Annotated in this window: 11 protein-coding genes; 5 read left to right on the plus strand and 6 right to left on the minus strand. The window is 74.3% G+C overall.

Features of this window, described 5'->3' with window-relative positions; all coding sequences use genetic code 11:
- Nucleotides 1-197: 197 nt before the first annotated feature.
- The gene (locus ACYP53_RS29920; RefSeq protein WP_459649671.1) at nt 198-2,603 is read right to left on the minus strand and encodes an ABC transporter permease; all 2,406 of its coding nucleotides are present in this window, start codon (nt 2,601-2,603) and stop codon (nt 198-200) included.
- A 70-nt stretch (nt 2,604-2,673) separates the two neighbouring features.
- Entirely contained in the window at nt 2,674-3,387 is a 714-nt protein-coding gene (locus ACYP53_RS29925; RefSeq protein WP_459649672.1) for an ABC transporter ATP-binding protein, read from the minus strand.
- Between the two features lie 306 nt (nt 3,388-3,693).
- Between ACYP53_RS29925 and ACYP53_RS29930 the strand changes: the two genes are divergently transcribed.
- From ACYP53_RS29930 to ACYP53_RS29945, 4 genes are all read left to right on the plus strand, one after another.
- Nucleotides 3,694-5,175, plus strand: a complete 1,482-nt coding sequence (locus tag ACYP53_RS29930) for a sensor histidine kinase (RefSeq protein WP_459649673.1) — start codon at nt 3,694-3,696, stop codon at nt 5,173-5,175.
- Nucleotides 5,127-5,774: a response regulator gene (locus tag ACYP53_RS29935; protein ID WP_189914653.1), complete on the plus strand. Its 648-nt coding sequence runs from the start codon at nt 5,127-5,129 to the stop codon at nt 5,772-5,774. The genes ACYP53_RS29930 and ACYP53_RS29935 overlap by 49 nt, the downstream gene beginning before the upstream one ends.
- A gap of 391 nt (nt 5,775-6,165) precedes the next feature.
- Entirely contained in the window at nt 6,166-7,209 is a 1,044-nt protein-coding gene (locus tag ACYP53_RS29940; protein ID WP_189914655.1) for an isopenicillin N synthase family dioxygenase, read from the plus strand.
- A 290-nt stretch (nt 7,210-7,499) separates the two neighbouring features.
- The gene (locus ACYP53_RS29945; protein ID WP_459649674.1) at nt 7,500-8,273 is read left to right on the plus strand and encodes a MerR family transcriptional regulator; all 774 of its coding nucleotides are present in this window, start codon (nt 7,500-7,502) and stop codon (nt 8,271-8,273) included.
- 70 nt (nt 8,274-8,343) lie between these two features.
- Here ACYP53_RS29945 and ACYP53_RS29950 read toward each other — a convergent pair whose 3' ends face one another.
- The 4 genes from ACYP53_RS29950 to ACYP53_RS29965 all read right to left on the minus strand — a co-directional run bounded on the left by ACYP53_RS29950 (nt 8,344) and on the right by ACYP53_RS29965 (nt 14,352).
- Nucleotides 8,344-10,563 (minus strand): 3-hydroxyacyl-CoA dehydrogenase NAD-binding domain-containing protein, encoded by a 2,220-nt coding sequence (locus ACYP53_RS29950; protein WP_459649675.1) that lies wholly within the window; start codon nt 10,561-10,563, stop codon nt 8,344-8,346.
- A gap of 76 nt (nt 10,564-10,639) precedes the next feature.
- Entirely contained in the window at nt 10,640-11,854 is a 1,215-nt protein-coding gene (locus ACYP53_RS29955; RefSeq protein WP_459649676.1) for an acetyl-CoA C-acetyltransferase, read from the minus strand.
- Between the two features lie 108 nt (nt 11,855-11,962).
- Nucleotides 11,963-13,105, minus strand: coding sequence for an acyl-CoA dehydrogenase family protein (locus ACYP53_RS29960; RefSeq protein ID WP_459649677.1), 1,143 nt, complete (start codon nt 13,103-13,105; stop codon nt 11,963-11,965).
- A gap of 2 nt (nt 13,106-13,107) precedes the next feature.
- The gene (locus tag ACYP53_RS29965; protein WP_459649678.1) at nt 13,108-14,352 is read right to left on the minus strand and encodes a CaiB/BaiF CoA transferase family protein; all 1,245 of its coding nucleotides are present in this window, start codon (nt 14,350-14,352) and stop codon (nt 13,108-13,110) included.
- Nucleotides 14,353-14,709: 357 nt separating this feature from the next.
- Between ACYP53_RS29965 and ACYP53_RS29970 the strand changes: the two genes are divergently transcribed.
- Nucleotides 14,710-15,243, plus strand: coding sequence for a GNAT family N-acetyltransferase (locus ACYP53_RS29970; protein WP_459649679.1), 534 nt, complete (start codon nt 14,710-14,712; stop codon nt 15,241-15,243).
- Nucleotides 15,244-15,254 lie beyond the last annotated feature (11 nt).

The following is a 15,254-nucleotide window of genomic DNA, read 5'->3' on the forward strand; positions in this document are numbered from 1 at the left end:
GGTCGGGGTTCTCCGGAACGGGCCGCTCCTGCGGGGGGAGGAGCGGCCCTCGGCCACCGGCCGACCGACGGCCGACTCGCCCTCGCCGTCACCGCACCCGCACCCGCACCCGCACCCGCACCCGCACCCGCACCCGCACCCGCACCACCTCACTCTGTCCGCAGGGCCGTCACTCGGTCACCGTCGCTCCGCTGCCGTCACTCCGTCCGCAAGGCCGTGACCGTCCTGGTGCGGGCCGCCCAGGTGGCCGGGAGGACGGCGCCGAGCAGGGCCAGGACCAGGCCGCCGAGTATCAGCGGCCCCACCACCGCCGGCTCGAACACGCCGAGGTCCCCGTCGGGCACCCCGACCCCGGCGGCGCGGGCCATCGCGGGCATCACCTCGTGGTGCACGGCGATCCCGATCGGTACCCCGATCAGCCCGGCCACCAGCCCGCTGCTGCAGACCGAGGTGAGCACCATGCCGACGGTCTGCCGGGGCGACATCCCGAGCGCCTTGAGCACCCCGAGGTCGTGCACCCGCTCCCGGGTGTCCAGCAGCACTGTGTTGAGCACCCCGAGCCCCGCGACCACGGAGAGCAGCAGCGTGAGCGTCCCGGCCAAGGTGTTCATCGCCAGCACCACGATGTTGATGTGCCGCTCCCCCGGCTCGGCACCCAGCCCCAACGGGCGGACCGCGCCGTCGAGCGCGTCGACGTACGCCTTCGCGTCGGTGCCGGGCTCCAGGTCGATGCGGAAGGAGATCGCCTCGGCGGCGACGGTGCCGCCGAGCGGGGCGAGGGTGGCCCGGTCCACGTAGACGAAGTCGCCCGTGGTCAGGACCTCGCCGGTGATCGTCGCGGGGGTGGTGCGGCCGTGGTCGGTGAGAGTCACGGTGTCGCCGACCTTCGCCTGGTTGGCACGGAGGTAGGCCGCTCCGACCACGACCTCGCCGGCGCCCCGGAACCAGCGGCCGGAGACCAGCTGGTAGCCGCTCCACGAGACGTCGCCGCTGAACGCGACCACCTCCGAGCGGCCGGTGTTCCCGGCCACGGCCACCGGGGTGGGGACGCTGCTGTACCAGGCGCGGGTGCCCGGTCGGGCGGCGATCGCCCTGGCCACGGCCGCCTCGTCCACCCGCTCGGGGGGCTTGGTGGTGCCCTCGATCGGGGCCTGGACCACGACCTCGCCCGCGCGCCCGGCCTCCAGGCCGTCCTGGAGCAGGCCGAGCGAGAGCGTCAGCCCGACGCAGAGCGTGACCCCGGCCGTGCCGAGCACCACCGCGGCCCCGGTGGTCGCCGAGCGGCCCGGCCGGTTGAGCGGGCTCGCCAGCCCGAGGCTCAGCGAGCGCGGCACCGGCAGCCGGCCGATCGCGTTCCGCACTCCCGCCAGGAGGCCCGCCGCTCCGGCCCGGCCCGGGGCCCTGCCGGGGGCGCGCCGGGCCGCGGCCTGCTTGCCGCCCGGCGCCGTCCGGCCGACCGCGAGCGCCTCCACCGTGCGCAGCCGCCCGGCCCGTAGCGCGGGCACCAGCGCGGTGCCCGCCACGGCGGCCAGCGCCGCCGCCGGGACGGCGAGGTCCACCCAGAGCGGAATGCCGAGCAGGCCGCCGCGCAGCGCCTTCCGGGCGATGCCGAGGACCGGCACGGCGAGCAGGTTCCCGCCGAGCACGCCGAGCGCCGTGCCGATCCCGGCGGGGATCAGGGCCTGGCCGACGTAGGCGCGCGCCACCTGGGCCGGGGTGAAGCCCAGCGACTTGAGGATGCCGATCCGCCGGGTGGCGGCGGTGACGGCACCGCTGACCACGACGCCGATGATCAGCACAGACATGGCGAGGCCGAGCACCCCGAAGGCCGTGACGAACGGGACGAAGGTCGAGGCCGTCCGGTCGGCCTCCTGCTGGGCGGGCCGGTAGGAGGTCGCCCTGGTGAGCGCGCCGGCCGGCACCGCGGCGGCGAGCGCGGCGTGGTCGGCCTCCAGCTCGGCGTCGGTGCCGGCGTGGGCGAAGCGGTAGAGGTACTGGGCGGCGGGCGTCGTGCCGGGCGCGGTGAGCCCGGCGAGCTGCTCGGGGGCGACCCAGCCGTCCGCGCTCCAGGAGACGGAGGAGGCGAGGCCGACCACCTTGAGCGTCGGCTGCCCGGGCAGGTCCGGGAACCGGAGGCTCTCTCCGACGGCCAGCGGGGAGCGGCCGTCCGGGAACACCACCTCGCCGGGGCCCGCGACCCACCGGCCCATGGTGATCCGCAGGCCGTCCAGCGGTCCGTCCTGGGCCCGGCCGACCAGTGTCATCGCCGGGAGCGGGCTGCCGGGCGGCGGGATGCTGCTGTCCTCCCCCGCGCGCGGCTGGACGGTGACGGCTGCGTACGGGCCCGCCGAGGCCGTCACGCCGGGCGCGTGGGCGGCTGCGGCCAGCTGGGCGGGGCTCGCCGCGGCCGGGTCGTACAGCACGTTGAGGTGCGCGCCGTGCTGGTCGGCGAAGGACCGCTGGTACGGCCCCCGGGCGGCGACCAGCAGCCCGACCGCGAGGACGCATGCCGTCACGGACGCCATCGTGGTGAGCACCATGACCAGGGTCTGCACCCGCTTGCGGCCCACCCCGGCCCGGACCACCTTGCCGAGGGCGCTCATCCGCGCACCCCGTTCCGCCGGGCGCGGACCGCCCGCACCCGCCCTGCTCCGGACCACCCGCCCCGCCCGCTCACCGCGCACCCCCGGGGGCCGCCGCGGCCGCGGTGTCCCGGACCAGCCGGCCGTCGAGCAGCTCGATCGTCCGGCGGGCGCAGGCCTCGGCGAGCGCGGTGTCGTGGGTGACCAGCACCACCGTCTGACCCTCCTCGTTGAGCCCGCGCAGCAGATCGCGGACGTCGGCGGCCGAGGCGGTGTCCAGCGCCCCGGTGGGCTCGTCGGCCAGCAGCACCGGCGGGCGGTTCATCAAGGCCCGCGCCACCGCCACCCGTTGGCGCTCGCCGCCGGAGAGCCGGCCGGGGAAGGCCTTGGCGTGCCGGGCCACGCCCAGTCGCTCCAGCAGCTCCCCGGCCCGGGCGCGGGCCGGCTCCCGCCGCATCCCGGCGAGCTGGGCCGGGAGCAGCACGTTGTCCTCGACGTCCAGGTCGTCCAGCAGGTTGAAGAACTGGAACACCATGCCGATCCGGCGCCGCCGGTACTCGGCCAGCGCGGCCTCGCCCAGCTCGTGGACGGCCACGCCGTCCACCTCCACCGCTCCCTCGCTCGGGCGGTCGAGGCCGGCGATCAGGTTCAACAGGGTGGACTTGCCGCTGCCCGAGCGGCCGAGCACGGCCAGCGCCTCGCCGGCCCGTACCTCCAGGTCGAGCCCGGCCAGCGCGGGGCGGGCGGCGGCGGATCGGTCGTACGTCTTGCTGACGCCGCGGATCCGGATGATCGGCGCGTTCACGGGCCCTCCACGGTTCGGGATCCGGCCCGGAGGGACCCGGGCCGGCTGACGGGACACGACGCTACGAACCGGCGCGGGGGTGCGGACAGCCGTCTGGACGGCGTCTGCGGGGTGTATCCAGATACACCCCGAACTGGGCGTCCAGGCCTAGAGCATCGGCCGTCGCTGCCGGGCAGACTGAGCCCGCGAAAGATCGGAACCGGGGCCCGCGAGGGCCTCGGGGCCACGGGCTTCGGGCCTCCCTGCGGGGGCTCCGGGACGGCGAGGGGGCGCCTCATGGGTGCGGACGTACAGGCGGAAGCGCGGGTGGGAGCACAGATGGAGGAGCGGGCGGAGGCGATGACGGGAGTGGTGGGCGGGGTCGCCTGGCGGGTGGGCCGGGCCTGTGTGGACGGCGTGCGCGCCTGGTACGCGGTGACGCTGGCCGTGACGGGCCTGATCTCGCTGCTGGCCGGGCCGCTGCTGCTGGCCGCCGCGCTGTTCGGCCCGGAGGATGCCGGGCCGTTCGGGCCCGGCGGTCCGTTCTTCCTCGCGGTGCCGCTGGGGCCGGTCGCGCTCTGGGCACTTTGCTGGGCCACCGGGGGCGGCGGCCGGGCGGTCGGGGCCGCCCTGTTCGCCCCGGGCTCGCTCGCGGTGATGGCGACGCACCTCTACGGGGGCGCCGCGCCCGGCGGCCGCTCGGTCTCGCTCTGGCTGGCGCCCGCGCTGCTGGTGCTCGGGCTGTTCGGCGCGCGCTGGATCGCGACGGAGAGCAGGCGGACGGTCGGGAAGTGGAGCGGACGGCCGGTCCCGGTGCCGTACCGGCGCCCGCCCGGCGCGGCCGGCCCCTGGCAGCGGCTGCGGGCCGGCGGCTGGCTGACCGACCCGGCGACCTGGCGGGACGCCGCCTGGGCCCTGCTCTCCGGCGCCGCGGTGCTGCTCACCGCCGCGGTCGTCCTGTTCACCCCGATCGCCCTGGAGGTCTTCGGCCGGCACGGGCCGTTCTTCCCGCTGGCCATCGTCTACGGGCTGGGGCTGTGCGCCGCCCCGGCGGCCGCCCTGTGGGCCGCCCCACCGGTCCTGCGGATCCACGAGCGGGCCGTCCGGTCCCTGCTCGGGCCCTCCCGGCAGGCCCGGCTCGCCCACCAGGTCAGCCACCTGGCCCGCACCAGGGCGGACACCATCGACGCCGGGGCCGCCGAGCTGCGCCGGATCGAGCGGGACCTGCACGACGGGGCGCAGGCCCGGCTGGTCGCCCTGGGCATGCTGCTGACCGTGGCCGAGCAGTTGAAGGACGACCCGGATGCCCTGGGCCCGCTGCTGGCCGAGGCCCGGACGTCCTCGGTGAAGGCGCTCGGCGAGCTGCGGGACCTGGTCCGCGGCATCCACCCCCCGGTGCTCGCCGACCGCGGGCTGGCCGACGCGGTGCAGGCGACCGCGCTGGACCTCCCGCTGCCGGTCACCTTCACCGGCGTCCTGCCGGGCCGGGTGCCCGCGCCGGTGGAGTCGGCGGCCTACTTCGCGGTCACCGAGCTGCTGGCCAACGTGGTGAAGCACGCGGGTGCCTCGCACGTGTGGATCGAGATAGGGCACAGTGACGGGCTGTTGCGGATATCGGTCACCGATGACGGGCGCGGCGGCGCCGACCCGTCCCGGGGTACCGGCCTCAGCGGAACCGAACGCAGATTGGCCGCCTTCGACGGGGTGCTGGCGATCAGCAGCCCGTCCGGTGGACCGACCATCGTGAACCTGGAGATCCCGTGCGCGTTGTCATCGCCGAAGACCTCTTCCTCCTCCGGGACGGCCTGACCAGGCTGCTGGAGGCCAACGGCATGAAGGTCACCGCGGCGGTCGAGAACGGCGACGAGCTGCTCGCCGCGGTGGCCGCCGACCGGCCGGACATCGCCGTCGTCGACGTCCGGCTGCCGCCGGGCTTCACCGACGAGGGGCTGCGGGCGGCCCTGGCCGCCCGTCAGGCCCACCCGGGCCTGCCCGTCCTGGTGCTGTCGCAGTTCGTCGAGCAGTTGTACGCCCGCGAGCTGCTGGCGGGCAGCACCGGCGGGATCGGCTACCTGCTCAAGGACCGGGTGATGGACGGCACCCAGTTCATCGACGCCGTCCGCCGGGTCGCCCAGGGCGGCACCGCGATGGATCCGGAGGTGATCACCCGGCTGCTCACCCACAATTCCTCGGCCGGCCCGGTCTCCACCCTCTCCCCGCGCGAGCGGCAGGTGCTGGCGCTGATGGCGGAGGGCCGTTCCAACGCCGCCATCGCCCAGCAGCTGGTGATCACCGAACGGGCAGTCGCCAAGCACACCGCGTCGATCTTCGTCCGGCTCGACCTCCAGCCCTCCGATGACGACAACCGCCGGGTCCTGGCCGTCCTGGCGTACCTCAACAACGCCTGAAGAACGCCGGCAAACGCCCGAAGAACGCCCGAAGAACGCCCGAGAGGAGCCGCCCACCGCCACACACGGGTATCCGCGCACCCGAGACTTGAAAGGTCACCGACAAGTGATGAGCGGTCCTCCGCGGCAGGGGGCTCGCCTGCCGCCGAACCCGTCATCTAGGCTGGTCACGTGCTCATCCTTGTTCGCCGCCGCCACGTGGACCTGCTCCGCGTGACCACCATGTCCTGTCGACGCTCCGGCTGAACCTCGCTCCACCCACCCTCAACGACGGCCCCACCCGGCCGCCCCCGCCTCCCGGCTCCCGCAGCACACGCCGCACCAGGCGTTGCTCCGGCGCCCCCGGTCGACCACCGGGCCCGGCCGGGACGAGACCCAGCGGATGTCACACATGACGCAGCAGCACACGCCCATACCCGAAACCGGCACCGGCTCCACCCTCGCGGACGCCCTCCCGGTGATCGACCTCTCGCTCGCCGACGGCACGCCGGAGGAGCGCCGCCGTCTGCACGACGAGCTCCGCGCCGCGGCCACCGGCGTCGGCTTCTTCCAGCTCGTCGGCCACGGCGTCACCCCGCAGGAGACGGCCGCGCTCACCCAGGCCATGCGCGCCTTCTTCGCCCTCCCCGAAGCCGACCGGCTCGCCGTGAGCAACCTCAACTCCCCCCACTACCGGGGCTACACCCGCACCGGCGACGAGCGCACCGGCGGCAGCCAGGACTGGCGCGACCAGCTGGACATCGGCGCCGAGCTGCCCCCGCACGTGCCCGGCAGCGGCGAGCCCCCGTACTGGTGGCTGGAGGGTCCCAACCAGTGGCCCGAGGCGCTCCCCGAGCTGCGCACCGCCGCGCTCGGCTGGATCGACCGCCTCGGCGCCGTCGCCCGGCGACTGCTGCACGAACTCCTCACCGCGATCGGCGCCCGCGCCGACTTCTACGACGAGGCCTTCGCGGGCCACCCCCACCTGCGCCTCAAGCTGGTCCGCTACCCCGGCACCGCCCCGGACGGCGCCGGGCAGGGCGTCGGCGCTCACAAGGACTACGGCTTCATCACCCTGCTGCTCCAGGACACGGTCGGCGGCCTCCAGGTCGAACGACAGGACGGCTCCTTCCTCGACGTCCCGCCGCTCGACGGCGCCTTCGTCGTCAACCTCGGCGAACTGCTGGAGGTGGCCACCGACGGCTACCTCAAGGCCACCAGCCACCGGGTGATCAGCCCGGCCGGGGCCCGCGAGCGCTACTCCGTCCCGTTCTTCTACAACCCGCGCCTCGACGCCCACATCGCGCCGCTGGAGTTCCCGCTCGCCCACCACGCCCCCGGCGCCACCGAGGACCCGGACAACCCGCTCTTCGCCGACTTCGGCCTCAACGAGTGGAAGGGCTACACCCGGGCCCACCCCGAGGTCACCCGCCTCCACCACTCCGCCCTCGCCTGACCCACGCCGCGACGACCCGGGGAACGAGCGGACCCGCTCCGGCCCCGGACCGACGGAACCGGGAACCCCCGCACCGACGCCCCTGCCCACTCCCGCCCCGGCGGCCGGCAGGGGCGTCGGCCTGCCCACCCCTGGCAACGGGCCGCCAGACCAACGGACCGGCGCCCCTCGGACCGGCGCCCCTCGGACCGGCGGACCGACCCCTCGCACCGGTGGACCGGTGGACCGGTACGAGCAGCACTGTCACACTGCAGCTGTCACAGCAGGAGTGTGCCAGTGGGAGGCAGCAGATGGGGGAGCACGGCGCCGTAGCGGGCGGGGTGCGGCTGACGGTGGACGAGTTGGCGGCGCGCGCCGGGGTGACGGTGCGGACGGTGCGCTTCTACGGCACCAAGGGTCTGCTGCCGCCACCGGAGCTGGGGCCGCGCCGGGTGGGGCTGTACGGGGCGACGCACCTGGACCGGCTGGAGCTGATCGAGGAGCTGCAGCGGCAGGGGCTGACGCTGGCGGCCATCGAGCGGTACCTGGCACGGCTGCCGGAGGACAGCACCCCGCTGGACCTGGCGATCCACCGGGCGCTGGTGGCGTCCTGGACGCCCGAGTCCCTCGAGGAGCTGGGCCGGGCACAGCTGGAGCGGCGGGCCGGCCAGGGGCTGTCGGAGGAGCAGCTCGAACGGCTGGCGGCGATGGGGGCGCTGGAGCGGACCGAGGACCCGGAGGTGTTCCGGGTCGATCCGGGCCTGCTGCCGCTTGGCGTGCGGATCCTGGACGTGCCGATCCCGCTGGAGACGCTGCTGGCCGCCCGGGCGGTGGTGGTGGAGCACAGCCGGGCGACGGCGCGGGAGTTGCAGCGGCTGTTCCGGGAGACGGTCTGGAAGCCGTACCGGGAGAGCGAACCGGCGCCGGCGGAGCTCGCCCGGATGAAGGCGTTGACGGACCACATCCAGCCGATGGTGGCGCAGGCCCTGGTCACGGCGTTCCAGCGCTCGCTCCGGGAGGAGCTGGGCGAGGAGCTCGGCGAAGAGCCGGGCGAGGAGCCGGGCGAGGAGCCGGGCGAGGAGTGACACAAAAACGGACACGGGGACCCGGGTGAGGCCTCGCCGCGCGCGCCCTCACCCGGGTCCCCCGGACCGGTCAGTCCGTGAACGTCCGCCCCTCGGCCGCGATCCGCTCCAGCAGCGCCGGCGGCGCGAACCGCTCGCCGTACGCGGCGGCGAGTTCGCGGGCCCGGGCCGCGAAGCCGGCCGGGCCGCCCTCGTAGCCGTTGATGTACTGGAAGACGCCGCCGGTCCAGGCCGGGAAGCCGATGCCGAGGATCGACCCGACGTTGGCGTCGGCGACCGAGGTCAGTACGCCCTCCTCCAGGCAGCGCACCGAGTCCAGCGCCTCGCTGAACAGCATCCGCTCCTTGAGGTCCTCGAACGGCACCCCGCCGTCACCCTGAGCGTCGCCCGGGGCGTCCGAGGCGTCCGAAGCGCCCGAGCCGGCACCGCCGAAGTGCTCCAGCAGCCCCGGCCACAGCCGTCCGCGCTTGCCGTCCTCGCCGTACTCGTAGAAGCCCGCGCCGCCGCTGCGGCCGGGGCGGCCGAACTCGTCGACCATCCGGTCGACCACGGCGTCCGCCGGGTGCGGCGTCCAGGTGCCGCCGGCGGCCTCGACCGAGCGCCGGTACTCGTCGCGGATCTTGCGCGGCAGGGTGAGGGTGAGCTCGTCCATCAGGGAGAGCACCTTGGCGGGGTAGCCGGCTTGGGCGGCGGCCTGCTCGATGCTGGACGGGTGGATGCCCTCGCCGACCATGGCGACGCCCTCGTTGAGGAACTGGCCGATCACCCGCGAGGTGAAGAAGCCCCGCGAGTCGTTGACCACGATCGGGGTCTTGTCGATCTGCCGGACCAGGTCGAAGGCGCGGGCCAGCGCCTCGTCCCCGGTCTGCGGGCCACGGATGATCTCCACCAGCCGCATCTTGTCGACCGGCGAGAAGAAGTGCAGGCCGATGAAGTCGCCGGTGCGCCGGACGCCTTCGGCGAGCAGGCCGATCGGGAGGGTGGAGGTGTTGGAGCAGAGCAGGGCGTCGGGCTCGACGACGCCCTCGATCTCCTGGAACACCTTGTGCTTGAGCTCGGTGTTCTCGAAGACCGCCTCGATGACGGCGTCGCAGCCGGCCAGGTCGGCGGCGTCGCCGGTGGGGGTGATCCGGTCGAGCAGTTCGTCGCGCTTGGCCTCGGTGGAGCGGCCGCGCGCGACGGCCTTGTCCAACAGGCCTTCGGAGTAGGCCTTTCCGCGTTCGGCAGCCTCGGTGCTCATGTCCTTGAGCACGACCTCGATGCCGGCCTTGGCGCAGGCGTAGGCGATGCCCGCGCCCATCATCCCGGCGCCGAGCACGGCGACCTTGCGGACCGTCCGCTTCTCGACGCCCTTGGGGCGCCCGGCGCCGGAGTTGACGGCCTGCATGTCGAAGAACAGCGCCTGGATCATGTTCTTGCTGGTCTGGCCGCAGGCGAGCTCGGTGAAGTAGCGGGCCTCGATCGCCATCGCGGTGTCGACGTCCACCTGGGCGCTCTCCACGGCGGCGGCCAGCACGTTGCGCGGGGCCGGGTAGGGCGCGCCGTTCAGCTGCTTGCGCAGGTTGGCCGGGAAGGCGGGCAGGTTGGCGGCGAAGGCCGGGGTCGACGGGGTGCCGCCGGGGATCTTGTACCCCTTGACGTCCCAGGGCTGGACGGCGGCCGGGTTGGCCTCGATCCAGGCGCGCGCCCGGGCGGTCAACTCCTCGGGGGTGTCGACCAGTTCGTGCACCAGCCCGTGCTCGTGCGCCTGCGCCGGGCGGTACTGGCTGCCCTGCAGCAGGAACTTGAGCAGTGCGTCGGTGATGCCGAACAGCCGCACCGTACGGACCACTCCGCCGCCGCCCGGCAGCAGGCCGAGGGTGACCTCGGGCAGGCCGATCCGGCTCGCCGGGGTGTTCAGCGCGATCCGGTGGTGGCAGGCGAGGGCGATCTCCAGGCCGCCGCCGAGCGCGCTGCCGTTGACGGCGGCGACGACCGGCTTGCCGAGGGTCTCCAGCGTGCGCAGCGAGCGCTTGATCCGCATCGACTTCTCGAAGACGGCCTCGGCGTCCTCGGGGCGGGCTGCGGAGAGCATCCGCAGGTCTCCCCCGGCGAAGAAGGTCTTCTTGCCGGAGGTGATCACCACGCCGCGCAGCCCGTCCCCGAGCTCGGCCAACCGTCCGACGACGGTCTCGAAGTCGGCGGTGAAGGCCTCGTTCATGGTGTTGACGGACTGGGTGGGGTCGTCGAGGACGAGGGTGACCACACCGTCCTGGTCCTGCTCCCAGCGGATGGTGGTGGTGTCGCTCATGAGGTTCTCCAGATCGGCAAAGGAGGTGCCACGCGCGGCCTGTCCCGGGACGGGCGGCGGCGGGCGACGGGTGGTCTCAGATGCGCTCGACGATGGTGGCGATGCCCATGCCACCGCCCACGCAGAGGGTGATCAGGCCGTAGCGCAGGTCGCGCCGCTCCAGCTCGTCGATCACGGTGCCGAGCAGCATGGCGCCGGTGGCGCCGAGCGGGTGGCCGAGCGCGATCGCGCCGCCGTTGACGTTCACCTGGTCGGGGCGGAAGCCGAGTTCGCGGATGAAGCGGAGCGCGACCGCCGCGAAGGCCTCGTTGATCTCGACCAGGTCGATGTCGGCGGCGGTGAGGCCGGCCTTGGCGAGCGCCTTGCGGGTGGCCGGGGCGGGACCGGTGAGCATGATGGTCGGCTCGGAGCCGGAGACGGCGGCGGAGACGATCCGGGCGCGCGGGCGCAGCCCGTACCGCTCGCCGACCTCGCGGTTGCCGATGGCGACGAGGGCGGCGCCGTCCACGATGCCGGAGGAGTTGCCCGCGTGGTGGACGTGGTCGATGGCCTCCACCCAGTGGTACTTCTGCAGGGCGACGGCGTCGAAACCGCCGGCCTCGCCGATGGCGGCGAAGGAGGGCTTGAGGCCGGCCAGGGTCTCGACGGTGGTGCCGGGGCGGATGAACTCGTCGCGCTCCAGCACGACCAGGCCGTTGCGGTCGCGCACCGGGACCACCGAGCGGTCGAACAGGCCGTCCGCCTGGGCCTTGGCGGCGCGCGCCTGGGACTCGGCGGCGAAGGCGTCCACGTCGGTGCGGGAGAGGCCTTCGATGGTGGCGATCAGGTCGGCGCCGATGCCCTGCGGCGCGAAGTTCGTCTCGTAGGCGGTCATCGGGTCGGCGAACCAGGCGCCGCCGTCCGAGGCCATCTTGACCCGGGACATCGACTCCACGCCGCCGGCCAGCACCAGGTCCTCCCAGCCCGAACGGACCTTGGCGGCGGCCAGGTTGACGGCTTCCAGGCCGGACGCGCAGAAGCGGTTCTCCTGGACGCCGGCGACGGTGTCGGGCAGGCCGGCCGCGATGGCCGCGATCCGGGCGATGTCGGAGCCCTGGTCGCCGACCGGGCTGACCACGCCGAGCACGATGTCGTCGATCGCGGCCGGGTCCAGGTCGGGGAAGCGGCGGCGCAGTTCGTGGATCAGGCCGACGACCAGGTCGATCGGCTTGGTGCCGTGCAGGGAGCCGGTGGCCTTGCCCCGGCCGCGCGGGGTGCGGATCGCGTCGTAGACGTACGCTTCGGTGGTCACGATGGGAATGCCTTTCGGGGCAGGGGGGTTCCTGGGGATTCCGGGGGTTCCTGAGGGCTCCGGGGGTTCCTGAGGGTTCCGGGAGTTCCTGAGGGCTCCGGACGGGGCTCAGCCGAGGATGGAACGGCCCACGATCTCCTTCATGATCTCGGTGGTGCCGCCGTAGATGGTCTGGATGCGGCCGTCGGTGAACGCCCGGGCGACCGGGAACTCGCTCATGTACCCGTAGCCGCCGTGCAGTTGGAGGCACCGGTCGGCGGTGCGCTTCTGCAGCTCGGTGGCCCACCACTTGGCCATCGAGGCGTCGGCCGGGGTGAGCGCGTAGCGGTTGTGCTCGGTGATGCAGCGGTCCACGAAGGTCCGGGTGACGGCGCACTCGGTGGCCAGCTCGGCGATCTCGAAGCGGACGTGCTGCAGCTTGGCGAGCGGCCGGCCGAAGGCCTCGCGCTGCTTGACGTAGTCGGTGGTGATCTCCACCAGGTACTCGGCGCCGGCGATCGCCGCGGCCGCGATGGTGAGCCGCTCCTGGGCGAGGTTCTGCATCAGGTGGACGAAGCCGCCGTTGAGCTCGCCGAGCAGGTTCTCCTTCGGCACCCGGACGTCCTCGAAGAACAACTCGGCGGTGTCCTGGGCCTTCTGGCCGATCTTGTCGAGGTTGCGGCCGCGCTCGAAGCCGGGCGTGCCCCGCTCGACGGCCAGCAGGCTCAGCCCGCGGGCGCCGCCCTCGGGGGTGGTGCGGGCGACCACGATCACCAGGTCGGCGAGGATGCCGTTGGAGATGAAGGTCTTGGCGCCGTTGAGCAGGAAGTGGTCGCCCCGGTCGACCGCCTGGGTGCGGATGCCCTGCAGGTCGGAGCCGGTGCCGGGCTCGGTCATCGCGATCGCGGTGATCAGCTCGCCGGAGCAGAATCCGGGCAGCCAGCGGCGCTTCTGCTCCTCGGTGGCGAGCGAGGTCAGATAGGGGCCGATGATGTCGTTGTGCAGGCCGATCGCCAGCCCGGAGGCACCGGCCCGGGCGAACTCCTCGGCCAGCACGGCCGCGTAGCGGAAGTCCGGGGTGCCGCCACCGCCGTACTCCTCGGGCACGGCCAGGCCGAGCAGGCCCTGGCGGCCGGCCGCGAGCCAGACGGACCGGTCGACGATGCCCGCCTTCTCCCAGCGGTCGTAGTGCGGCAGCACCTCCTTGGCGAGGAAGGCCTTGACGGTGGCCCGGAAGTCGTCGTGCTGCTCGGTGAAGATCTCGCGCTGCACCGCTACTCTCCTTGCTCTGCTGCGGAGTTGACTGCGGGGGTGGCTACCGGAGAACTGCCCTCCGGCGGGCCGCCGCCCACCCCGGCGTCGAGGCCCGCCCCGGCGTCGAGGCCCAGCCCGGCACCGAGGCCGGGCACGCCCCAGTCCCTGGCCACCTCGGCGGTGTCCGCCCCCGGCCGGGCCGGCGGGCGGCGCAGCGCGCCGGGGGTGGCCGAGAAGCGGGGGGCGGGGGCGGGCTGGGTGACGCCGCCCGCCTCGACGTACGTCCCGCGCGCCGACAGGTGGTCGTCCACGACGGCCTGACGCATCGTCAGGACCGGTTCCACGCAGGCGTCGGAGCCCGCGAAGACGGCCTCCCACTCGGCCCTGGTCCGGGTGGCGAAGCGGGTGGCGATCCGGGCGCGGAGTTCGGGCCAGCGGGCGAGGTCGTACTGCCCGGGGGCGTCCGGGCCGAGGTCCAGCAGCCGGGCGAACTCGGCGTAGAAGCGCGGCTCCAGCGCGCCGACGGCCAGGTGCCCACCGTCGGCGGCCCGGTAGACCGCGTAGAACGGCGCACCGCCGTCCAGCAGGTTGACGCCCCGGCGGTCCTGCCAGTGGCCGGCCGCGAGCAGGCCCCACAGCATGCTGCCGAGGTGCGCCGCGCCGTCCACGATGGCGGCGTCCACGACCTGGCCCGCGCCGGTGGACCGGGCGTGGTGCAGCCCGGCGAGCAGGCCGACGACCATGTAGAGCGAGCCGCCCGCGTAGTCGCCCAGCAGGTTGGCCGGGATCCCGGGCGCCTCGTCGGCACCGCCGGGCGCCGCCACCATCCCGAGCACCCCGGCGACCGCCGCGTACCCGAGGTCGTGCCCGGCGGTCGCGGACCGCGGGCCCTGCTGCCCCCAGCCGGTCATCCGCCCGTACACCAGGGCCGGATTGCGCGCCAGGCAGTCCTGCGGGCCGACTCCGAGCCGCTCCGCGACGCCGGGCCGGTAGCCCTCGATCAGCAGGTCGGCCCGCTCGACCAGGTCGAGCACCAGTCCGGGGCCCTCGGGGGCCTTCAGGTCGACCAGCACCGAGCGCTTGTTGCGGTTGCTGAGGTCGTACGCCGGGTCCGTCCCGAGCGGCGACGGGTCCGGCCGGTCCACCCGCACCACGTCCGCGCCGAGGTCCCCCAGCAGCATCGCCGCGAACGGCCCCGGCCCGATCCCGGCGAGCTCCACCACCCGCACGCCCGCCAGCGGCCCACCGGCCGACGGCGAGGGCATCTGCGACGGTGCCGGGCCGCGACCGCCCGGTGGACTGCTTGTGTCACGCACTGGCCGCAGACCCTTCGGGGTTTGACAGTAAAGCTGTAACACTCGGGATGATAGGCAAGCGACCCGCCGGTAACAAGACCTCCGCGCCGGTCCACCCACCCCCTTCCACCCCGCCGAACGCCGCACACTCCCCGCGCGACCGGAACCACCTCGGGCGTCACCGCCGGGGGTGCGGGCGAGCAGGATGGGGGTCGATCCCGCAGGGGCGTGCGGGGCCCGGGGGAAATGGCCGGGCGAGTTTCGGCGTAATGGTCTATTCTCCGACCTGACCATTACGACGGATGACACCGATGACGGGGGACCACCATGACCACTGCCCAGCACACCGCCCGCACGGTCGTCGCCGTCTCCGAGCGCCTGGTGCTCACGCGGCCGCAGGAGGGGGACGTGGAGGCCATGTTCGCGGTGCACGGGGATCCGGAGACCAACCGGTACAACCCGCACGGCCCGCAGCGGGACAGGGCACAGGCGCAGGAGGCGCTGGACGGGTTCGTGGCCGACTGGGTGCGGGACGGGGTGGGGTACTGCGCCGTGTCGACGCGGGCGGAGCCGGAGGTGGTCATCGGGTACGCCGGGCTCTACCTGCACACGCTGGACGGCGAGCGGGTGTTCAACCTCTACTACCGGTTCCGGCCCTCCGCCTGGGGCCTGGGCTACGCGGCGGAGGCGGCGCGGGCGGCGATGGCGGAGGCGCGGCCGCGGTTCCCCGGAATCCCGGTGGTCGCCCTGATCCGGGCCGACAACCTGACCTCCCGACGGCTCGCCGAGCGGCTCGGGCTGGTGGCGGACCCGGACGGGCGGGTCGACCAGGAGGACCGGCTGATCCACCGCATGGCCTGAGCCGAAGATCC

The sequence above is a fragment of the Kitasatospora sp. Ki12 genome (assembly GCF_054601375.1).

Coding starts and splice junctions, on each gene's coding strand:
- ACYP53_RS29920 (WP_459649671.1), bottom strand. CDS start 2,603: ATGAGCGCCCTCGGCAAGGTGGTCCGGGCCGGGGTGGGCCGCAAGCGG.
- ACYP53_RS29940 (WP_189914655.1), top strand. CDS start 6,166: ATGACGCAGCAGCACACGCCCATACCCGAAACCGGCACCGGCTCCACC.
- ACYP53_RS29945 (WP_459649674.1), top strand. CDS start 7,500: ATGGGGGAGCACGGCGCCGTAGCGGGCGGGGTGCGGCTGACGGTGGAC.
- ACYP53_RS29950 (WP_459649675.1), bottom strand. CDS start 10,563: ATGAGCGACACCACCACCATCCGCTGGGAGCAGGACCAGGACGGTGTG.
- ACYP53_RS29965 (WP_459649678.1), bottom strand. CDS start 14,352: ATGCCCTCGCCGTCGGCCGGTGGGCCGCTGGCGGGCGTGCGGGTGGTG.
- ACYP53_RS29970 (WP_459649679.1), top strand. CDS start 14,710: ATGACCACTGCCCAGCACACCGCCCGCACGGTCGTCGCCGTCTCCGAG.